We start from the raw sequence: 17,194 nt of genomic DNA, 5'->3' as shown, positions 1-17,194 counted from the left end.
TACGATTCATCAATGTAACAATTTTTCAAAACTAGTTATTAATATCGTTGAAGAATTGAGACAGTACTTGTTCTGCTTCATTCCATGCTTTTTGATCTATACAATAACAGATTCGTGGTCCTTCAATTTCACCTTTAATAAGACCCAATCGCTTCAACTCTGCAAGATGTTGCGAAACTGTTGCCTGTGAAAGTGGAATCTTATCAACAATATCGCCGCAGATACATGCATTCTGTTTTGCCAGAAATTGCAAAATTGCGATGCGCGCGGGATGTCCGAGTGCTTTTGCAACATCGGCCAGCCGATTCTGACTTTTACTAAACACTTCTTTTTTCGATATACCCATATGTCTTGTATCGTAATAATACGATAAATGTTTCAAATGATCAAATTCAAGGAGTAAGACAGTCTTTGGAGTGATATATTCATTGAATCGTTCAATGGCAAACAAGAGATATGCTATTATGGTGAGAATACTTTGATACAGTCTCTGAAGTTGACCCACCTCGCTGAAACTAAAAAAGTGTTAGCAGGTTATTGTCTACTAACACTTTCATGTGGACAGGGCCAGAATTGAACTGGCGACACACGGCTTTTCAGGCCGTTGCTCTACCAACTGAGCTACCTGTCCGGTTAAACAAAATTTTATTTACGATTTTTGGAACGTCAACATCTCGCGACAATCAGAAGTTAATGCTCTGATACCTTTTACTTCTGCAATGCCGGCCGCCATTTTCAAGGCACTTTCGCTCGAACGTTTCAGCAAATATACTTTACCAATCCCTTTGAATCCCATCTCTCTAAAAAGATGAGTTACTTCGTTCGGAAAATCTATAAATTCTTTCCCTGCGAATGCCGGCTCAATAATTATAGAAACTTTCCCACCCGATTTTAATACACGTGAACACTCGCGGATTATACCTTTAAACTTCAGCAGAAAATCTGCACGAGCCGCGTCTAAACTTACTTCGAAATCAGATGAAGAATCTTTTTGAGTAAATTCAGACGGAGGATCTAAAAATATATAATCAACTGCCGACGATTGTTCAGGTATTCCTGTGAGCAGAATATTATTTCTGGATATCCTCTCATCAACGGGATTCGAATCGTATAACTTATATTTTCTATCCTGATAGTAACTAATCGTATCTATAATATCGGCTAAGGTACCACTCCCGGCGAACGGATCGATAATATAATCGCCACTTTTTGTGTAATAAAAAAGTGCGTTTGCAATGATTTGACCGGGCAATCGTCCTTTAAAATTAACCTTGCCAAACCTTGGATCGGGGGTATCGAACGACCAAACATTTCGCTCTTTTAAATCGAAACCATATTTTGTCCGTTCATCTAACCGCTTTGCAAGATCATCATCATGAATTTTCTTACGAAGATCAGAGATTGTCCATTTGAAGTCAACCGCCATCTTTTCATACTGATCGCGGCGTTTGGATTCATCAATTTTTGTAGCCAGATCGAAATAGAAGACTTCCGGTAATGATCTTTTCTTCACATCGGGATAATATGAATAATATTGTTGGCACTGTTTTAATACCGAAAATGGAAATTTAATTCCGGGTTGAGAAGATATCATTTTGAGAACCTGATCTTCGAACATACCCTGTTTTCGGGCTGTCGGCATAACTTTGTCGACCAAAAATTTGCCGAGATCCCAATAATTATCAACATTAAAGGAATTAAGTTCACGAGCTAAATCGACAATCGAAAATTCCTTCGGCTCCGGTTTAGCCACAGGTCGCTTTGCCTGTACTTTCTTTTTTGTCTTTTGTGCCATGATGATTCCTTGATGGAAGTCGTTAAATATTATTTTTTGATTACCAGTCTTACGGATGGATGAGAATAGTCATCAAATATTGTTTTGAATATACGAAAGTTGAACGAAAAAACAAAGTTTTAAAACGATCCGTTGCGTTTTAAAATTTCGCGCCCCATTATTAATTTTTGAACTTCGCTCGTACCTTCAAATATTCTATTTATGCGAGAATCCCGATAAAATCTCTCGATCGGTAATTCTCTGGAATAACCCATACCACCATGAATCTGAACAGCCAGATCAACTATTTTGTCAAGTCCCTCTGAACAGAATAATTTAACCGCAGCTGAATAGCGTGAAATTTGTTCTCCGCGGTCGTATGCTGCCGCTGTGCGATACACGACAGATTCCATTGCATAAATCAGGGTTGCCATTTCTGCAAGCATGAATTGAATACCTTGAAATTGCGAGATCGGCTGATCAAATTGTTTTCGTTCTTTGGCAAATTTAGTTGATAATTCCATCAATTCCTTTGAGGCACCAACACAACATGCGCCAAGTCCTAATCTGCCCGCATCCAACGTTTTCATCGCGATGAGAAATCCGCGTCCATCGTCTCCAATCATATTTTCCTTAGGAACGCGGACATTATCAAGCATTAACGTAGAGGTTGCGCTTGACCGTAGTCCCATCTTTTTTTCTTTGGCACCGGCTTTAAATCCGGGAGATTTTGTTTCAACCACGAAAGCAGTTATACCTCTTTCTGTCCGTGCGAATATCGAAACGATATCTGCGAAAGGTCCGTTGGTGATCCAAATTTTTTCACCATTAATAATCCAATCATCGCCGTCTCTACGCGCTTTTGTTCTTAGATTGAATGAATCGGAACCTGCCTGGGTTTCCGTCAATCCGAACGCTCCGATATATTTTCCTTCCGCGAGCGGTACTAAATATTTTCTTTTTAATTCTTCGCTTCCTCCGATATAAATCGCATTTGAACCGATAGATTGATGAGCACCTATAAAAGTTGCCGTTGATAAACATCCGCGCGCAACCTCTTCCTGAGCTATGCAATATCCAACCTCACCAAAACCGCCGCCGCCATATTCTGTTGGAAAAACTGTTCCCAACAATCCTGTTTCTCTAATTTTATCGATCAGATCTTTCGACATCTGTTCTTCTTCATCCATCTTCCCGGCGATAGGTTTTATCTCCGCGATTGTGAAATCGCGAACCATATCACGCAGCATTTTCTGTTCATCGGTAAAATCAAATTGAATCATAATATCTCTTTTATTTTGGTGATTGATTATTCAGAGTGTGAACTACTTTTTAAACTGACATATCCTACTTTATCCTCTCCGGCATCAACTCCGATCACGTTACCGGAGATGAAATACGAATCATCCTGCGATAACAATGCTATGGCGCGCGCAACATCTTCGGGCAGAGTCAACCGATGCTGAGGATTTTTCAATTTTGCCACTTGAATCATATTAGCAGCACCAGGAATCTTTTTAAGAGCCGGTGTTTCTGTTACACCTGCGAGTATAGCATTTGCGGTAATTCCTAAAGGCCCTAATTCCATCGAAAGTTGTCGGATGTGTGATTCAAGTGCGGCTTTGGCAGCTGAAACCGCTCCATAAGTTGGAATTACCGAGTGAGCCCCTGAACTTGTTAATCCAAAAATTCTTCCCCCCGAACGCATTAAATTCCTGCTCAATAAACCCTGCACCCAATATATCAAACTATGCGCCATTACGTCGAGCGTCATTTCCATCTGCGCTTGCGTAATCTCTTCTTCAACTTTCTTACAGATGAATGGTTTTAAAGTTCCAAATGCTAATGAATGCACAAGTACTTTAACGGTGCTTCCATGTTCAAAATTAAATCGTTCTTTGATTTCATCGAGTGTTTCCGCTCGTTTAATGGCATCGGCAGCGTTTATATTAAAAAAAACCGCTTTAGCGCCGGCATGTTTAATTTCTTTCAGAATTTGTTGAACTGCAGGCATCGTTGCCTGCCGATCGAGATGAACACCAAAGATATTCATCCCTCTCCTAGCCAGCTCAACCGCGGTTGCACCGCCGAATCCGCTTGAAGCACCTAAAATGAGTGCCCACTCAGACGATTTGAATCTAGGTTCGCGTGTCATAGACACATTCCTTTCTGACTAAAATTAATTAAGACAATGGGGTATAAAATAGGAAATTTTGAGGTTAAATCAAAAATTTATCACTCGACCGTAACACTTTTCGCCAAATTGCGAGGTTGATCGACGTTGCACCCACGCGCCACAGCAATATAATAAGCAAGCAACTGTAACGGGATGACATTAACAATCGGTCCAAAATAACTATAGGTTCGTGGTACTTTGATAACAAACTCGGCAAGCTTCTCCACTTCATCATCATCTTCATTTGCAATAGCAATTATACGTCCTTTTCTTGCTCTTACTTCTTGCATGTTACTCAATACTTTTTCGTATATCGCATCTTTTGGAACGATGAAAACAACAGGCATCTTTTCATCGATGAGGGCGATCGGACCATGTTTCATTTCAGCAGCCGGATAACCTTCGGCATGAATGTACGAAATCTCTTTTAACTTGAGAGCGCCCTCTAATGCGGTTGGAAAATTTATTCCGCGTCCTAAGAAAAGAACATTCTTGGCATCTTTCAACTCATTGGCAATCTTTTTTATCTGATCAACTTTTTCCAACACCTTTTGTATTTTAGAAGGGATGGAGGCAAGATCTTCCACCAATAGTTTTGCCTGATCGGCAGGCATACCACGATGTTTGCCAAGTAGAATTGATATCAGTGATAAAACCACCAACTGTGAAGTGAATGCTTTTGTTGAAGCGACACCGATTTCCGGTCCGGCATGAATGAATACACCTGCATCTGTTTCTCGGGCTATGGTGCTGCCTACCACATTCACCAATCCCAGTACAGATGCACCTTTCGATTTTGCTTCCCGAAGTGCAGCCAAAGTATCGGCAGTCTCTCCGCTTTGACTAATTACGAGTAAAACATCGTCCGAATGAACTATTGGATTTCGATATCGAAATTCTGAAGCATAATCTACCTCAACCGGAATTCGTGCTAATTGTTCAAACATATATTTCCCGACCAGCGCCGCATGCCACGATGTACCGCATGCAGTTATTAAAACTCTCGGTGCCTGTAACAATTTATCAAGACCACGTTCAAGTCCGCCTAATTTCACTATGCCTTCATCTACAAGCAAACGGCCCCTGATTGAATTGCGAATCGATTCGGGCTGCTCATGGATTTCTTTCAGCATGAAATGTTCGAATCCGCCTTTTTCAATCTGCTCCAAATCAAAAGTTAACTTTTCTACTTTTTTTATTATCTCCTTGTCGTGTATGGTTTTTATATAAAATGATTTTTTTGAAACGGATACAATCTCGTCATCGTTAAGGTAGATAACATTTCTTGTGTGATCGATAAGTGCCGCAGCATCCGAAGCAACATAATTTTCTCCCTCACCGATACCAAGCATCAAAGGACTTCCTTTTCGAGCGGCAATAATTTTATCAGGTTCATTTTTAGAGATGACCAATAAACCGTAAGTACCCTGAAGTTCGAGGAGAGCCAGACGTGTGGCTTTGAATAAATCGTTTTCGGTTTTATAAAATTCTTCAATAAGGTGTGCGATTACCTCAGTATCGGTGTCTGTTCGCATCACATGACCGTCGCGTTCTAATTTTCGTTTTAATGTTGCAAAATTCTCAATGATCCCGTTGTGAATCACTGCGATCTCATCATTGCAATCGCCATGCGGATGCGCATTTACGTCATTCGGTTCACCGTGAGTCGCCCATCTTGTATGGCCAACTCCCAAAGAAGCGAAAATATTTTGCCCTTCGACGAGCCGGGCTAATTCATTCACTTTCCCGGCTTGTTTATGCAAGACCAATTCTTTATTCTGAATTAATGCCACACCTGCAGAGTCGTACCCGCGGTATTCTAATCTTCTTAATCCTTCAATTAATATCGGTAAAGAGTTTTTCTCTCCAATATATCCTACAATTCCACACATATTCTTCTTCTATTTTCCAATGATCTACATTTTCTGTTTGAAAAATGTATGAAAATATCTAATCAATAACAATCTTCCGGAAGAAATCAGTTTTCTTCGCGTTTTATTCCAATTACAGCCATCATCCGCCCCGATAAATCTTTATCTCTGCGATATGAATGAAATAACGACGGATTGCAGATCGTACAGTACTCAGCAACTTCAATTTTATTTTCTTCCACACCGACTTCTTTCAGTATATCGACGTTAATCCCAATTAAATCGAGTTTTAGACCTGTACCTTTCTCATGTTTTATATATTTTTTATCAAATTTATCTGCAACCTCTTCACCAATCTGATAACAACATTTTCGCGCGGAAGGTCCAAGGTACGCGAACAAGTCGCTTATTCTTGTCGAATAATTCGAGCGTAATATCTCAATCGCTTTTAGTAATATTCTTTTTTCTGTCCCTCGCCATCCTGCGTGTATCGCGGTACATACTTGAGCTCGATGATCGTATAGCATTATCGGTATGCAATCGGCGACGGTAACAACTAAAAACAAATTTTTGGAATTTGTAATTAAGCCATCACAGTTGGGATATTCTCCGGATTCGGAAATTATCTGAATATTATCGCTGTGAATTTGACCCGGTATTGCCACTGATGAAAGCGGAATACCCATGTGCTTAAAGAATAATTCACGGTTCATCGTAACATTTTCAATCCGATCTCCGACTTTATAACTAAGGTTCATACCAAACGGTTCAGCCGACACACCTCCAACTCTTGTGCTGAGAGCACAGACTAATTTTTGATCGAAAGAGAAAACGTTCGGTTTAATAACCATCATTATATCAGCGGAAAGATAATCGAGACCACCACTCCACCACCTTGATTGCTTTGAATTTCTATGGTTCCTCCGAAATCGGTTACTGTCTTTTTCACAATTGCCAACCCGATTCCCATACCTTCCGACTTGGTGGAAAAATTCAATTCAAACAAGTGCTCCAGCGCTTCGCTATTCAATCCGGGACCATCATCAATGATTTTAATTTGGATGTTTTCATTTCTATCTTCGGAACTGATAGTTATTTTTCCTTTTTCCTTCAATGCCTGGACACTGTTCTTTAAAATATTGATAAATGCCCTCCGAACCTCATCGTGATCTCCTCGGATGATAGATCGTGATGCATTGAGATTAAGATTAATAATGACACCTTTATATTCGCCAAAAAGATTTTTGGATTCATTGAGAATTTGATGAAGATCTATCATTTGCATATTCCGTGCAGGCATCTTCGCCATGTGAGAAAATTCGGTGGCAATCTTACTAAGGGTTTCGATCTGCTCAAGTGTCGTACTTGTTACTTTTTCCACGATCTCACTTAAATTTTTTGCACGATCCTGAAATGCCGCACGAAGGTGCTGAAGCGATAACTTCATCGGAGTAAGCGGATTTTTAATTTCGTGAGCTACCTGCTTAGCCATCTCCCGCCAAGCCGCTTCCCTCTGAGCAACTATCAACTGATCTTGCTTGTTTTTTAAATCATGAGACATCTTTTCGAAAGCGCGGTCTAATTCGCCTAATTCATCAGAGCGGAATAGTTTTCTTTTATATGATAAATTACCCCGGGCAATTTCACGGGTTGCCTCAATCAGGTTTTGGATTGGAATACCGAATTGACGCGACAATATCAAACCTAAAAAGATTGAAATCGCGAAAACAATTCCAAAAATCGAAAACAAAACAGCATTAGATTGCACCATTTCCATATCCCGCTGACTTTGCTTAAGCAGTGTGGGTACACTAATAACTCCGATAATTCTACCATCCTCCGAGTGTAATGGTCTGTACCCAACGACATAAGTCAGATTTCCTAATACCTTTTTCTGCGAACAGAACATTCGTCCTCTGATAAATAACTCTTGATACGCGGAAGCATCAAGATGTGAATCTAGGAGCTCCGCATCATATAATTCCGGCATACTCGTGGAACTCAATTCCGTTGATGAGTAAATATCGAAATCGATATTGATATCTTCTGCAATATTTGAACAATCGGAATCATAAACCCGCGAGATAGAAACCGGATTGCTGATATCGAACCGACGTTTCAGTTCAGTAACTACAATCTCTGTTTGGTCTTGCAATTGAGATTGCAAATCTACCTCAACACGTTTGTTTGTTGTTTGCTTGTTGTAATAACTGAAAAATAAAACAGGAAAGACAGCCACGACTAGATATGATATAAGTAATTTCTCGGCAAAACTGAATATTTTATTTTTCTTATTAAAAATATTCCAGATATAATTAGCAATAAAAATGAATACGCCGAGTATTAGGAAAATAAAACCTATTCTTATAAACCAGAAAAAGCTTAAAAAATATCCCGGTTCCTGACGCCGGATGTTATAAATCGATTCGGCTGATGGATCATTTTCATCTTTGAAATAATAACTTTCGTAATATTTACCATCAAATTCTTCTTTAATCCAAAAGTTGTTACGTTTTTGTATCTCCTCCTTAATCCCTGTCTGAAGCGTTCTCCCGGCGTAAAAAGTTTCCTCGGATGAAGAAACAATCGTATCTCTGAAATATTCAGTTAACATTAATGGTTGTTCCAATCCTACCGGAGTTTGTCTTGATGAAGTTCGTAATATTTCAGGAATTTCACCTTTAAGTAGTGTTAATTTATTACCGGTTATCTCTACCCTGACCGAACCAATCGTATCACTCCGAGCATCAGTCATAACAGATGTTCTTATATGCCACCTTGTTAAAACACCGCGAATGTTTCTATCAACTTGATATGATCGCGAATAAAATATTGAATCTTTTATCGCTGAATCATCAGTTATCGAGATAGCAGCACCAATTTTGAAAGTGCTTATCGGCTCTCCTATCGAATTGTAATATCTAATTGAACAAATATTTCCTTCGGTACTCAATAAACTTCTTGCCCACTTTTTAAATGCAAGCACAGAATATTCTTGTCGATCGTTAGTTTTGATTGTCTTAACGGCATCACTATCAACGCATTCCGCTATAGTTTGATCAACAAGATACGATAACCAATCATTGGTAGGTTTTATTACCACTCTTGAAAAGTTCTCCACCGATGCGCATTCTTTGTTTTCCATTTCTACCCGTAAAACCGGCATCATGATCAGAACCGCTGTTATAAATACAACAATCCCAACTCTTGGTAACCTATTTCCTCCTGAATTCGAATATGCCGTGGTAGTTGCAATATATGTTGCGGCGATTAGTCCCATTGTTAAAACCGCTCGCGCCTCAAGAGACAATAATGGTGACTTCTGAATTAACCCGAATGTTATTCCTCCCATCAATAAAATAATGCAGGTTACCGTCCAGGCATATATCCGTGTTTTATTTTTCTTTAGGATATCACTGATCAATCGACGTATTAAATCGATTATAACCATTTGTAGACTAACGATAGAAAACAAAGTGAAAAACAGTCCGAATAATAAAACTGTTGATTCTATGTTGGGGAGTAATGTGGTTAAATCGTTTAGAGAGATTGTTGAATCGCGCACCGCGCTGCGGAATATCGCAGCCATTGCCCGAATTATTAAGAGAAAAATAACGACGAGAAGAGCGGTACTGATTATCTTTAAATATTTATTTGAATAACTGCTTATTTTATCATGAGTTTTATAATAGCTAAAATAAAAATAGCACAAGAATAAAATGGTTATCATTACGAATATTGACGACAAAAATAAGTCACCAAGTGAATGTGCTATTCCGTAACCGAATGGTGATGCATAATATTTCGGATTAAACCAAGCGGGGAATAGTTGATTCGGAACGTTTGTCCAAATCAATAAATAGCGTGCCGACCATATTAAGATTGTGATTATAATGAATTGAATTGCATCCGAAAATTTTCGAATAACTTCTTTTAAAAAAGCAATAACCAGGAGAAATATAATTATCTCTAAAATCCCTTTAATTAAATTTATAGTGTTGGATGATGCTTCCAGATATTCATCGATCGTCGGAACAGGTAGATGTGCTTCTCCCAATATCGCATTGTCGAGCCCAATAAGTGGAATTGAATAATTATTATTAGACGCTGATTCATGGTTCACGTTTGAAAATTGAAATTCGGGTGTGACCGATAATTTTCCCGCAAAAGTATTGCTAAATGTCTTCTCATTGATGAATCTATTACTGAGCGGCAAATTGACATCGAGTAACCGCTTCCCCGCAATATAACCTGACGTTTTCCCGTTATCAATGATCGGTCGAATTATCGCTATGTAAGTGAATAAAGGATTCTGTATGATTGTAATCGAGACGCTATCAACAATATTTTTAAGTGGAATATGAGGACCGTAATCATTCACCCACGCGACTGAATTTTTGTTACTATCGAATATCTCGATCGATGTTCCAATGCTTTTGACCCGTAGTAGATAATCAAATAGAGAATCTTGATCATCCTTAGCGTTTATAGCTGTAACAACAAACCTATCTGTTGATAGTTGCTCCAGTTGATTTAGAATCGATTGCTGAAATTGAATAAATTCATTTTGAATATATCGCTTTTGTTCATCTTTTATATCGGAAGAAATATTTTGCCAATTTCTTTTAGTCGCATCAGTATTGATGGATTCATAAATGAATGTTAATGCAATAATAGAAACAAAACAAAGGGTCAGAATTAATAGATATTTTCTTTTGATTTTCCCCATGATTAGGAATTCAATCCTAAAGATAAATCATCAATAAACATTAAATTGAGAAATAACCAAGCGACCATCCTTGATAGTTAGTCCGACATAAATCTGAAAGTGTTCCCGACGGCCCCTGATTGAAAATATCCCACCTCCTGTGGCATAAAATGATTCGCGATCATCCTGTTTAGTTGTGAAAGCAAATTGCACAATTCTTCTCGTTGAGAAATAATTTTGAAGAATGACAACAGATTGATTCGAGCTGAACAACCCACTTTCACCATTGCGGATATTTATTGTCACCTCACGACCCAACGCAGATGATATGTTATTCATCTCCCCTTGCTTTATCGCAATTTCGGTCAGTGCAATCAATTTTCTTGCATCAGTCGCAAATTGAGATACATTTGCAGTTGGTTGAGCAAAAGCCATTACTGTCATGAACCAAAAATAGACCCAAAAAGAGAGTGTGATTGATATTTTATTCATATCGTGCATGAATCAAAAATACTCTAAAGAAAGAATAAAGTCAAACCGACCGTTTTTTAATTGTGCCTGTCACTGAATCCTTTCGCTGCATTTAATTTTCCTCTTTCGTTCGCAACAATTTTCTTTAAAAATGTATTGCCAGACTGTAATTGATATGCCCAATCAAAAATCACCTGATTTGCAGATAACGAAATCACACGAACTTTTGCATAATGAGCATCCCAGGTTTTTAACACATATGTATGACCCGCAATTAAGCGAACATCTCCGGTCGGTGACCACCCTCGGGTGGGAGATTGTGCTATTTCATCAAGCGAACTCGTGTAGCCCATATCTTGGATTTCTGTATCATTCCAAACATTGAAATAATAGATGCCATCAAAATATTCAAAGAACAAATCGGTGTATTGATCATCATAAGGTCCGATTGTGTTTGTGGAGAAATCGTATCCGGCATAATTCGGATTGTCACGATAATTTTTCAGATCCACATCAAATCCTTCCGGACGCGGAGTAGCATACGCATACTCTTTGCTGAGTATGCTTTCATTTCCGTCGTAATCATATGATGTCAGCTTATAATAATAAGTTATACCGTTTCTCGCATCTTTATCATAATACGCTTCACTTTTTGTTGAACCGATATATTGATATTTACCGCTTGGAGTTGTGCTGACAAAAATATTGTATCCTTCAAGATCAGCTTCACCGTTCGCGAGCCAAGATAGTTCAACATAATCATCCCCTGCAAACGCATATAATCCTTTTGGTGATAGAGGTGGGGTGTTATCGACTTGCAAGAAATGCTCGTCGCAACCAATTTGAGATAACACTACAATCGCACTAAGAATGGCAATAATAGTTTTCATGATAAATCTCCTTTCTTCTTTAGCTACATATAAACCAAAGAACATGCCAAAAGGATTCATTCATCCTGATATTTTATTGGGGATTTTACATCCTCACTGTCTAAAAATATAAAATTTAGAGTTCAGTATATCAGACACTATTCTATTTAGTGCATCAAAAGCTTACCATTGTTGAAAATCCCAACTGCTTTACCTATGAGGGTCCGTCCATTAAATGGAGAATTTTTTGATTTGGATTTGAATTTATCAACATAAACAATCCATTTTGTATCGGGATTGATGATTGTCATGTTAGCTCTCTCTCCTACCTTGATCATAACCGGCGGGAGATTCAAAATCTTTCTTGGATTGATCGAATATTTTTCAACAAGTTGAACGAGAGAGAGATATCCTGTTTTCACTAACTCTGTTATCGCTAAAGCGATTGCGGTTTCAAGTCCCACAATTCCAAATGGCGCGAATAAATATTCGACTTGTTTTTCATCAAAAGAATGAGGCGCGTGATCGGTTGCAATCACATCTATTATTCCATCGCGCAATCCTTCTTTCAAAGCCAACAAATCATCATGTGATCGTAATGGCGGGCTCATTTTTGTATTAGTATCGAACGATCGAACAACTTCATCCGTCAGAGTAAAATGATGAGGTGTAACTTCACAGCTTGCGAATATTCCTGCTCTTTTTGCATCGCGAATCAACTCAACCGATTTTCTTGTGCTGATATGAGCCGCATGATATTTAGCTCCTGTCAAGCCGGCAATCAAGAGATCACGTGCGAGAACAACAGTTTCAGCAATCGACGGTATGGGTGGCATACCGAGAGTTGTTGAAACAAAACCCTCATTCATAACACCACCTTTAGCCAATTCGCGGTCTTCGGCATGTTGAATAATCGGTTTGTTAACCATCGTAGAATATTCCATTGCTCGTCTTAATACTTCAGCATTATCAACGGAAGAACCATCATCAGAAAATGCAATTGCTCCGGCATCAGCCAGTTCCATCATAGGTGAAAGCTCTTTTCCTTCCCGCGATTTTGTTATTGCTGCTATTGGATAAATATCAACAATTCCTCCATTGACGCTTTTTGCTTTTTCGATAATCCCTCTGACCAGAGATTCATCGTCAATAACCGGATTGGTGTTCGGCATACAACATACTGCTGTAAAACCACCCGCAGCAGCAGCCATACAGCCACTTTCAATCGTTTCTTTATACTCATAACCGGGTTCTCTAAGATGCACATGCATATCTATGAAACCGGGTGCAATTATATTTCCATCCAAGTCAATTACCTGATCGTTTTTTGAAGTTGGGATAGATTTCCCGATATTTTCAATCAAACCATCGATAATAAGAATATCAACCGGTTCTTGGATTGGATTTGTTGGATCGACTATGATTGTATTTTTGAGAATATATTTCATGATCAACTCCTTGTACCTAATAAATAAAGTACTGCCATTCTAACAGCGACACCGTTCAATACTTGTTGAAGAATTATTGAATGTTCGCTATCCGCGACATCTGCCGATAATTCAACATCGCGGTTTATTGGACCGGGGTGCATGATTGTAATTTGTTTACCAGCTTTCTGAATTCTCTCTTTTGTTACAGCGAAATATTTTCTGTATTCTCTCAACGATGGGATGTTACTCCTGTCTTGACGTTCAAGTTGAATTCGCAATACGTTTAAAACATCAGACCAAGCGATGGCATCATCGATGCGGTTGAATGTGTTCACACCTAGATTTTCGATCTCGGATGGAATCAACGTAGCAGGACCACAAATCGCAACCTCAGCACCCATTGTTTTCAGACCATAAATATTTGATAGTGCGACCCGGCTATGAGAAATATCACCAACTATGCAGACTTTCAATCCTTTGATTGTTTTATGTTTTTCATGTATCGAATAAAGATCGAGCAGGGCTTGCGTTGGATGTTCATGCGCTCCATCCCCTGCGTTAATTATCACGGAATCAATAACGCGACTTAGAAACAGAGCAGCACCTGGTGCGCCATGGCGCATTACAACAATATCTATTTTCATCGCTTCGATATTGCGTGCGGTGTCTTTGAGAGTTTCGCCCTTCTTCAGACTGCTCATATCAGCAGAAAAATTCACAACATCTGCCGACAAACGTCGTTCAGCTAACTCGAATGATATTCTTGTGCGGGTGGAGCTTTCAAAAAACAAATTTACGATTGTTTTTCCTTGAAGTGTCGGGACTTTTTTTATCGGTCTTTCTAAAACTTCCCTGAATGTAACAGCAGTATCAAGGATTAATTGGATGTCCTCTTTAGACACTCCTTCCAAACCAAGAAGATGGCGATTTTGAAGTGGCATCAGTTTTCTCCTTTCTCCAAATATTTTAACACGACTGAATCTTCTGAATCAATTTCTTTCATCAATACTTTTACTTCCTCATCCAACGATGTCGGTAAATTTTTCCCGACGAAGTCTGCCCTGATCGGCAATTCACGATGTCCCCGATCAATCAACACAGCAAGTTGAATGCTTGCCGGTCTGCCGAGATCGGTTAATTCATCCAGAGCGGCACGAACTGTTCTACCGGTAAACAAGACATCGTCTATAAGGATGATATCTTTCTTATTCACATCAAAAGATATTTCGGTTCCTTTCAACAACGGTTGATTTTGTATTTCTTTCAGATCGTCGCGATATAAAGTTATATCTAATAATCCGATCTTGATTTCTTTCTTCTCGATCGAAGATATCATATCTGCAAGTCTCTTGGCTAAATATTCTCCCCGAGTACGAATGCCAATGACAGCGATATTCCCGGCTCCTTTATTTCGTTCGATAATTTCATGAGCAAGACGGGTAAGGGTTCGTCCGAAACCTGTTTCATCAATTATTTTATGCATCATCTTTATCTCCGGTTAAGAAAATAAAAAACCTCCAACCCTTATTAAAAAGGTGGAGGTTTGTCAAAATAATAATATTCATTTTAGTTTCCTTTCCGAACTCTCGGGATCGGGTTAAAGGTTGATAAATTAAATTTTTTGTGGGCGATATAGGACTTGAACCTATGACCTCACGGATGTGAACCGTGCGCTCCAACCAACTGAGCTAATCGCCCAAACGCTGAGTAATCTAATTATTTGTTGAGAAATAAACAAACTTGACAAGTTCTGTTTATATCGAAAATCTTGATAACTACGACGATAGGAATAATGAATCTTTTGATGTTTAAAAATAAATGAAATGCTTCTAAAGAATGGAGAATAAAAAATGTGTGCCTGGCGGTGAAACCAAGTGGGAGGGCCTTGATTTCGAAGCGGGAACCAGACACACATAAAATTTAACTAAGTAAATATAATATATTCTAATAAAATATGTAACGAGAATTAATATATAAAATTTGTAGTCAAGATTCCTACACCCAATTTGAATCCATTTATTTCCACATTTCTTTATTTTTCACTAAAATATTGAATAATTTTCACCGCATTCTTAGCACCGACTATTTCCTTAAGCTTTTCATAACTTGCAATTTGGATACCTTTTAGTGATCCGAAATATTTGAGCAATTTATTAGAATATTGCTTCCCTATTCCTCCGATTTCTTCGATTTCAGTTTTGATAGTTCGTTTTCCGCGTAACTGCCTATGATATGATATTGCGAATCTATGCGCTTCATTCCTGATTCTCTGAAGCAGATGAAGAGCAGGTGACGCTTTTGGAATATTCTGCGGTTCGGGTGTTTCAGGAAGATATACTTCTTCCAATTTTTTGGCAAGCCCAATTATACTCACTCCTTTTTTTTCTTCTTTCCACAGTTGAAGTAATTTTAAGACTTCTGTCGCACTCGACAGTTGCCCCTTGCCACCATCAACCATTATCAGATCAGGTGGTTGTGACTTTTCTTCAAGCAACCGCTTGTATCTTCTTCCGATCACTTCTTTCATACTGGCATAATCATCTGCTCCGAGTACTGAATTTATTTTAAATTTTCGATACTCCGATTTTCTTGGTTTACCGTCAATGAATACTACCATGGAAGCAACTGAATCGGTCCCTTGTATATTCGATATATCAAAACATTCGATCCGGTGCGGGATTGTCTTAAGTTGCAAATGCTTTTTCAGCACCAGCAGCGCTTCGGGGATCTTTTGGTTCCTCAAATTTCTTCTCGACAAATATTCATCAAGTATTATCTTAGCGTTTAATTTGCACATATTCATCAAACGTATTTTCTCACCCGCTCGAGGAATGATGATCTTAAATCTACCATCTCTCTTATTCTTTAGCCATTCTTGAATAACCGATATACTTACCGGCCGGTGTGATAAATATATTTCAGAAGGGATCTCTGTTGCATCTAAATAATAATTTTGAACCATCTGTTCAATAATTTCTTCTTCCGGTTTCCCTTCTACTCTTTTAATCAATAAATGCTTTTTACCGGTAATTTTACCCTCACGAACATTAAATATCACACAGCATGCATCATCAACATCTTTCACAAGCGCGATTATATCTCTATCGGAAAGGTTCGGCTCAATAATTTTTTGTCTTTCGCTGTAAATCCGTAATTGATTTATACCGTCACGATATCGTTTCGCTTCTTCAAAGTGTAATCCTTCTGCAGCCGAATTCATTCGTGCCTCCCAATCAGAAATCAGTTTTCCTGTTTTCCCTTTCAATAAAAGTGCAACACTATCTATCATCTCATTATACTTTTCTTCTGAGACTAATCCCTCGCACGGACCATCGCATTGATTGATATGATAATCAAGACATAATTTATATTTCTTCTTTAAGATCGATTCATCGTCAAGAAAATAATTACAGCTTCTGACTTTAAATATGTCCTTTATCATTTTGAGAGACTCTCTCATATATCCGACTTCAGTGTACGGACCAAAATATTTTGAACCATCATTAACGATTTTTCTTGTTACAAAAATACGGGGGTAGGGTTCTTTCGTGATTACGATGTATGGATAACTTTTATCATCCTTAAGATCGATATTATAATGCGGTTTGTGTTTCTTGATAAGAGTTGCCTCAAGAATCAGAGCTTCAATTTCCGAATCTGTGATTATGAGTTCTATATCGGCAATTTTTGGAATCATCGCTTTAATTCGTGAAGAAATATTACCGCACCGATGGAAATATTGACGAACACGATTTCGAAGATTTAATGCTTTACCTATATAAAGGATATCATTATTGGCATTCTTGAACTGGTAAACACCAGGGTTTTTTGGAAGGTTTGCAAGTTTGTTACTAAGATTTAAGTTGTGCGGGTTTTTAAAATATTTTTCAGCCAT

13 protein-coding genes and 2 tRNA genes are annotated in these 17,194 nt (G+C 38.5%); all 15 read right to left on the bottom strand.

The features are described 5' to 3' along the window. Window positions 1–31 precede the first annotated feature (31 nt). Complete coding sequence (locus HZB59_02045; GenBank protein MBI5020194.1) at window positions 32–346, bottom strand: winged helix-turn-helix transcriptional regulator; 315 nt, start codon at window positions 344–346, stop codon at window positions 32–34. A 212-nt stretch (window positions 347–558) separates the two neighbouring features. Beyond that, window positions 559–631, bottom strand: a tRNA-Phe gene (locus HZB59_02040). A gap of 18 nt (window positions 632–649) precedes the next feature. Further along, window positions 650–1,795 (bottom strand): hypothetical protein, encoded by a 1,146-nt coding sequence (locus HZB59_02035; protein ID MBI5020193.1) that lies wholly within the window; start codon window positions 1,793–1,795, stop codon window positions 650–652. Window positions 1,796–1,914: 119 nt separating this feature from the next. Next, window positions 1,915–3,057 (bottom strand): acyl-CoA dehydrogenase family protein, encoded by a 1,143-nt coding sequence (locus tag HZB59_02030; protein ID MBI5020192.1) that lies wholly within the window; start codon window positions 3,055–3,057, stop codon window positions 1,915–1,917. A gap of 26 nt (window positions 3,058–3,083) precedes the next feature. Then, window positions 3,084–3,929 (bottom strand): SDR family oxidoreductase, encoded by an 846-nt coding sequence (locus tag HZB59_02025; GenBank protein MBI5020191.1) that lies wholly within the window; start codon window positions 3,927–3,929, stop codon window positions 3,084–3,086. Window positions 3,930–4,009: 80 nt separating this feature from the next. Further along, entirely contained in the window at window positions 4,010–5,842 is a 1,833-nt protein-coding gene (glmS, locus tag HZB59_02020; protein MBI5020190.1) for a glutamine--fructose-6-phosphate transaminase (isomerizing), read from the bottom strand. A gap of 86 nt (window positions 5,843–5,928) precedes the next feature. Further along, the gene (pgeF, locus tag HZB59_02015) at window positions 5,929–6,675 is read right to left on the bottom strand and encodes a peptidoglycan editing factor PgeF (GenBank protein MBI5020189.1); all 747 of its coding nucleotides are present in this window, start codon (window positions 6,673–6,675) and stop codon (window positions 5,929–5,931) included. Further along, entirely contained in the window at window positions 6,675–10,550 is a 3,876-nt protein-coding gene (locus tag HZB59_02010; GenBank protein ID MBI5020188.1) for a HAMP domain-containing protein, read from the bottom strand. Before HZB59_02010 ends, pgeF begins: the two co-directional genes overlap by 1 nt. Before the next feature lie 30 nt (window positions 10,551–10,580). After that, window positions 10,581–11,021, bottom strand: coding sequence for a DUF4783 domain-containing protein (locus HZB59_02005; protein ID MBI5020187.1), 441 nt, complete (start codon window positions 11,019–11,021; stop codon window positions 10,581–10,583). 56 nt (window positions 11,022–11,077) lie between these two features. Next, window positions 11,078–11,890, bottom strand: a complete 813-nt coding sequence (locus tag HZB59_02000) for a hypothetical protein (GenBank protein ID MBI5020186.1) — start codon at window positions 11,888–11,890, stop codon at window positions 11,078–11,080. A gap of 146 nt (window positions 11,891–12,036) precedes the next feature. After that, the gene (locus HZB59_01995; protein MBI5020185.1) at window positions 12,037–13,317 is read right to left on the bottom strand and encodes a dihydroorotase; all 1,281 of its coding nucleotides are present in this window, start codon (window positions 13,315–13,317) and stop codon (window positions 12,037–12,039) included. Window positions 13,318–13,319: 2 nt separating this feature from the next. Continuing rightward, complete coding sequence (locus HZB59_01990) at window positions 13,320–14,240, bottom strand: aspartate carbamoyltransferase catalytic subunit (GenBank protein ID MBI5020184.1); 921 nt, start codon at window positions 14,238–14,240, stop codon at window positions 13,320–13,322. Further along, complete coding sequence (gene pyrR / locus HZB59_01985) at window positions 14,240–14,785, bottom strand: bifunctional pyr operon transcriptional regulator/uracil phosphoribosyltransferase PyrR (protein ID MBI5020183.1); 546 nt, start codon at window positions 14,783–14,785, stop codon at window positions 14,240–14,242. The genes HZB59_01990 and pyrR overlap by 1 nt, the downstream gene beginning before the upstream one ends. Window positions 14,786–14,923: 138 nt before the next feature. After that, window positions 14,924–14,997: transfer RNA gene (locus tag HZB59_01980), tRNA-Val, on the bottom strand. Between the two features lie 334 nt (window positions 14,998–15,331). Beyond that, window positions 15,332–17,194 (bottom strand): excinuclease ABC subunit C, encoded by a 1,863-nt coding sequence (locus HZB59_01975; GenBank protein ID MBI5020182.1) that lies wholly within the window; start codon window positions 17,192–17,194, stop codon window positions 15,332–15,334.

Source organism: Ignavibacteriales bacterium, assembly GCA_016214905.1.
GTDB lineage: Bacteria > Bacteroidota > Ignavibacteria > UBA10030 > SZUA-254 > PNNN01.
This window is presented reverse-complemented; position numbering and strand designations above follow the sequence as displayed.

What these genes read in the sequence shown, in the direction of transcription:
- HZB59_02045 (MBI5020194.1), bottom strand. Translation starts at nt 346, where the DNA reads ATGGGTATATCGAAAAAAGAAGTGTTTAGTAAAAGTCAGAATCGGCTG.
- HZB59_02035 (MBI5020193.1), bottom strand. Translation starts at nt 1,795, where the DNA reads ATGGCACAAAAGACAAAAAAGAAAGTACAGGCAAAGCGACCTGTGGCT.
- HZB59_02030 (MBI5020192.1), bottom strand. Translation starts at nt 3,057, where the DNA reads ATGATTCAATTTGATTTTACCGATGAACAGAAAATGCTGCGTGATATG.
- HZB59_02025 (MBI5020191.1), bottom strand. Translation starts at nt 3,929, where the DNA reads ATGACACGCGAACCTAGATTCAAATCGTCTGAGTGGGCACTCATTTTA.
- glmS (MBI5020190.1), bottom strand. Translation starts at nt 5,842, where the DNA reads ATGTGTGGAATTGTAGGATATATTGGAGAGAAAAACTCTTTACCGATA.
- pgeF (MBI5020189.1), bottom strand. Translation starts at nt 6,675, where the DNA reads ATGATGGTTATTAAACCGAACGTTTTCTCTTTCGATCAAAAATTAGTC.
- HZB59_02010 (MBI5020188.1), bottom strand. Translation starts at nt 10,550, where the DNA reads ATGGGGAAAATCAAAAGAAAATATCTATTAATTCTGACCCTTTGTTTT.
- HZB59_02005 (MBI5020187.1), bottom strand. Translation starts at nt 11,021, where the DNA reads ATGAATAAAATATCAATCACACTCTCTTTTTGGGTCTATTTTTGGTTC.
- HZB59_02000 (MBI5020186.1), bottom strand. Translation starts at nt 11,890, where the DNA reads ATGAAAACTATTATTGCCATTCTTAGTGCGATTGTAGTGTTATCTCAA.
- HZB59_01995 (MBI5020185.1), bottom strand. Translation starts at nt 13,317, where the DNA reads ATGAAATATATTCTCAAAAATACAATCATAGTCGATCCAACAAATCCA.
- HZB59_01990 (MBI5020184.1), bottom strand. Translation starts at nt 14,240, where the DNA reads ATGCCACTTCAAAATCGCCATCTTCTTGGTTTGGAAGGAGTGTCTAAA.
- pyrR (MBI5020183.1), bottom strand. Translation starts at nt 14,785, where the DNA reads ATGATGCATAAAATAATTGATGAAACAGGTTTCGGACGAACCCTTACC.
- HZB59_01975 (MBI5020182.1), bottom strand. Translation starts at nt 17,194, where the DNA reads ATGGCTGAAAAATATTTTAAAAACCCGCACAACTTAAATCTTAGTAAC.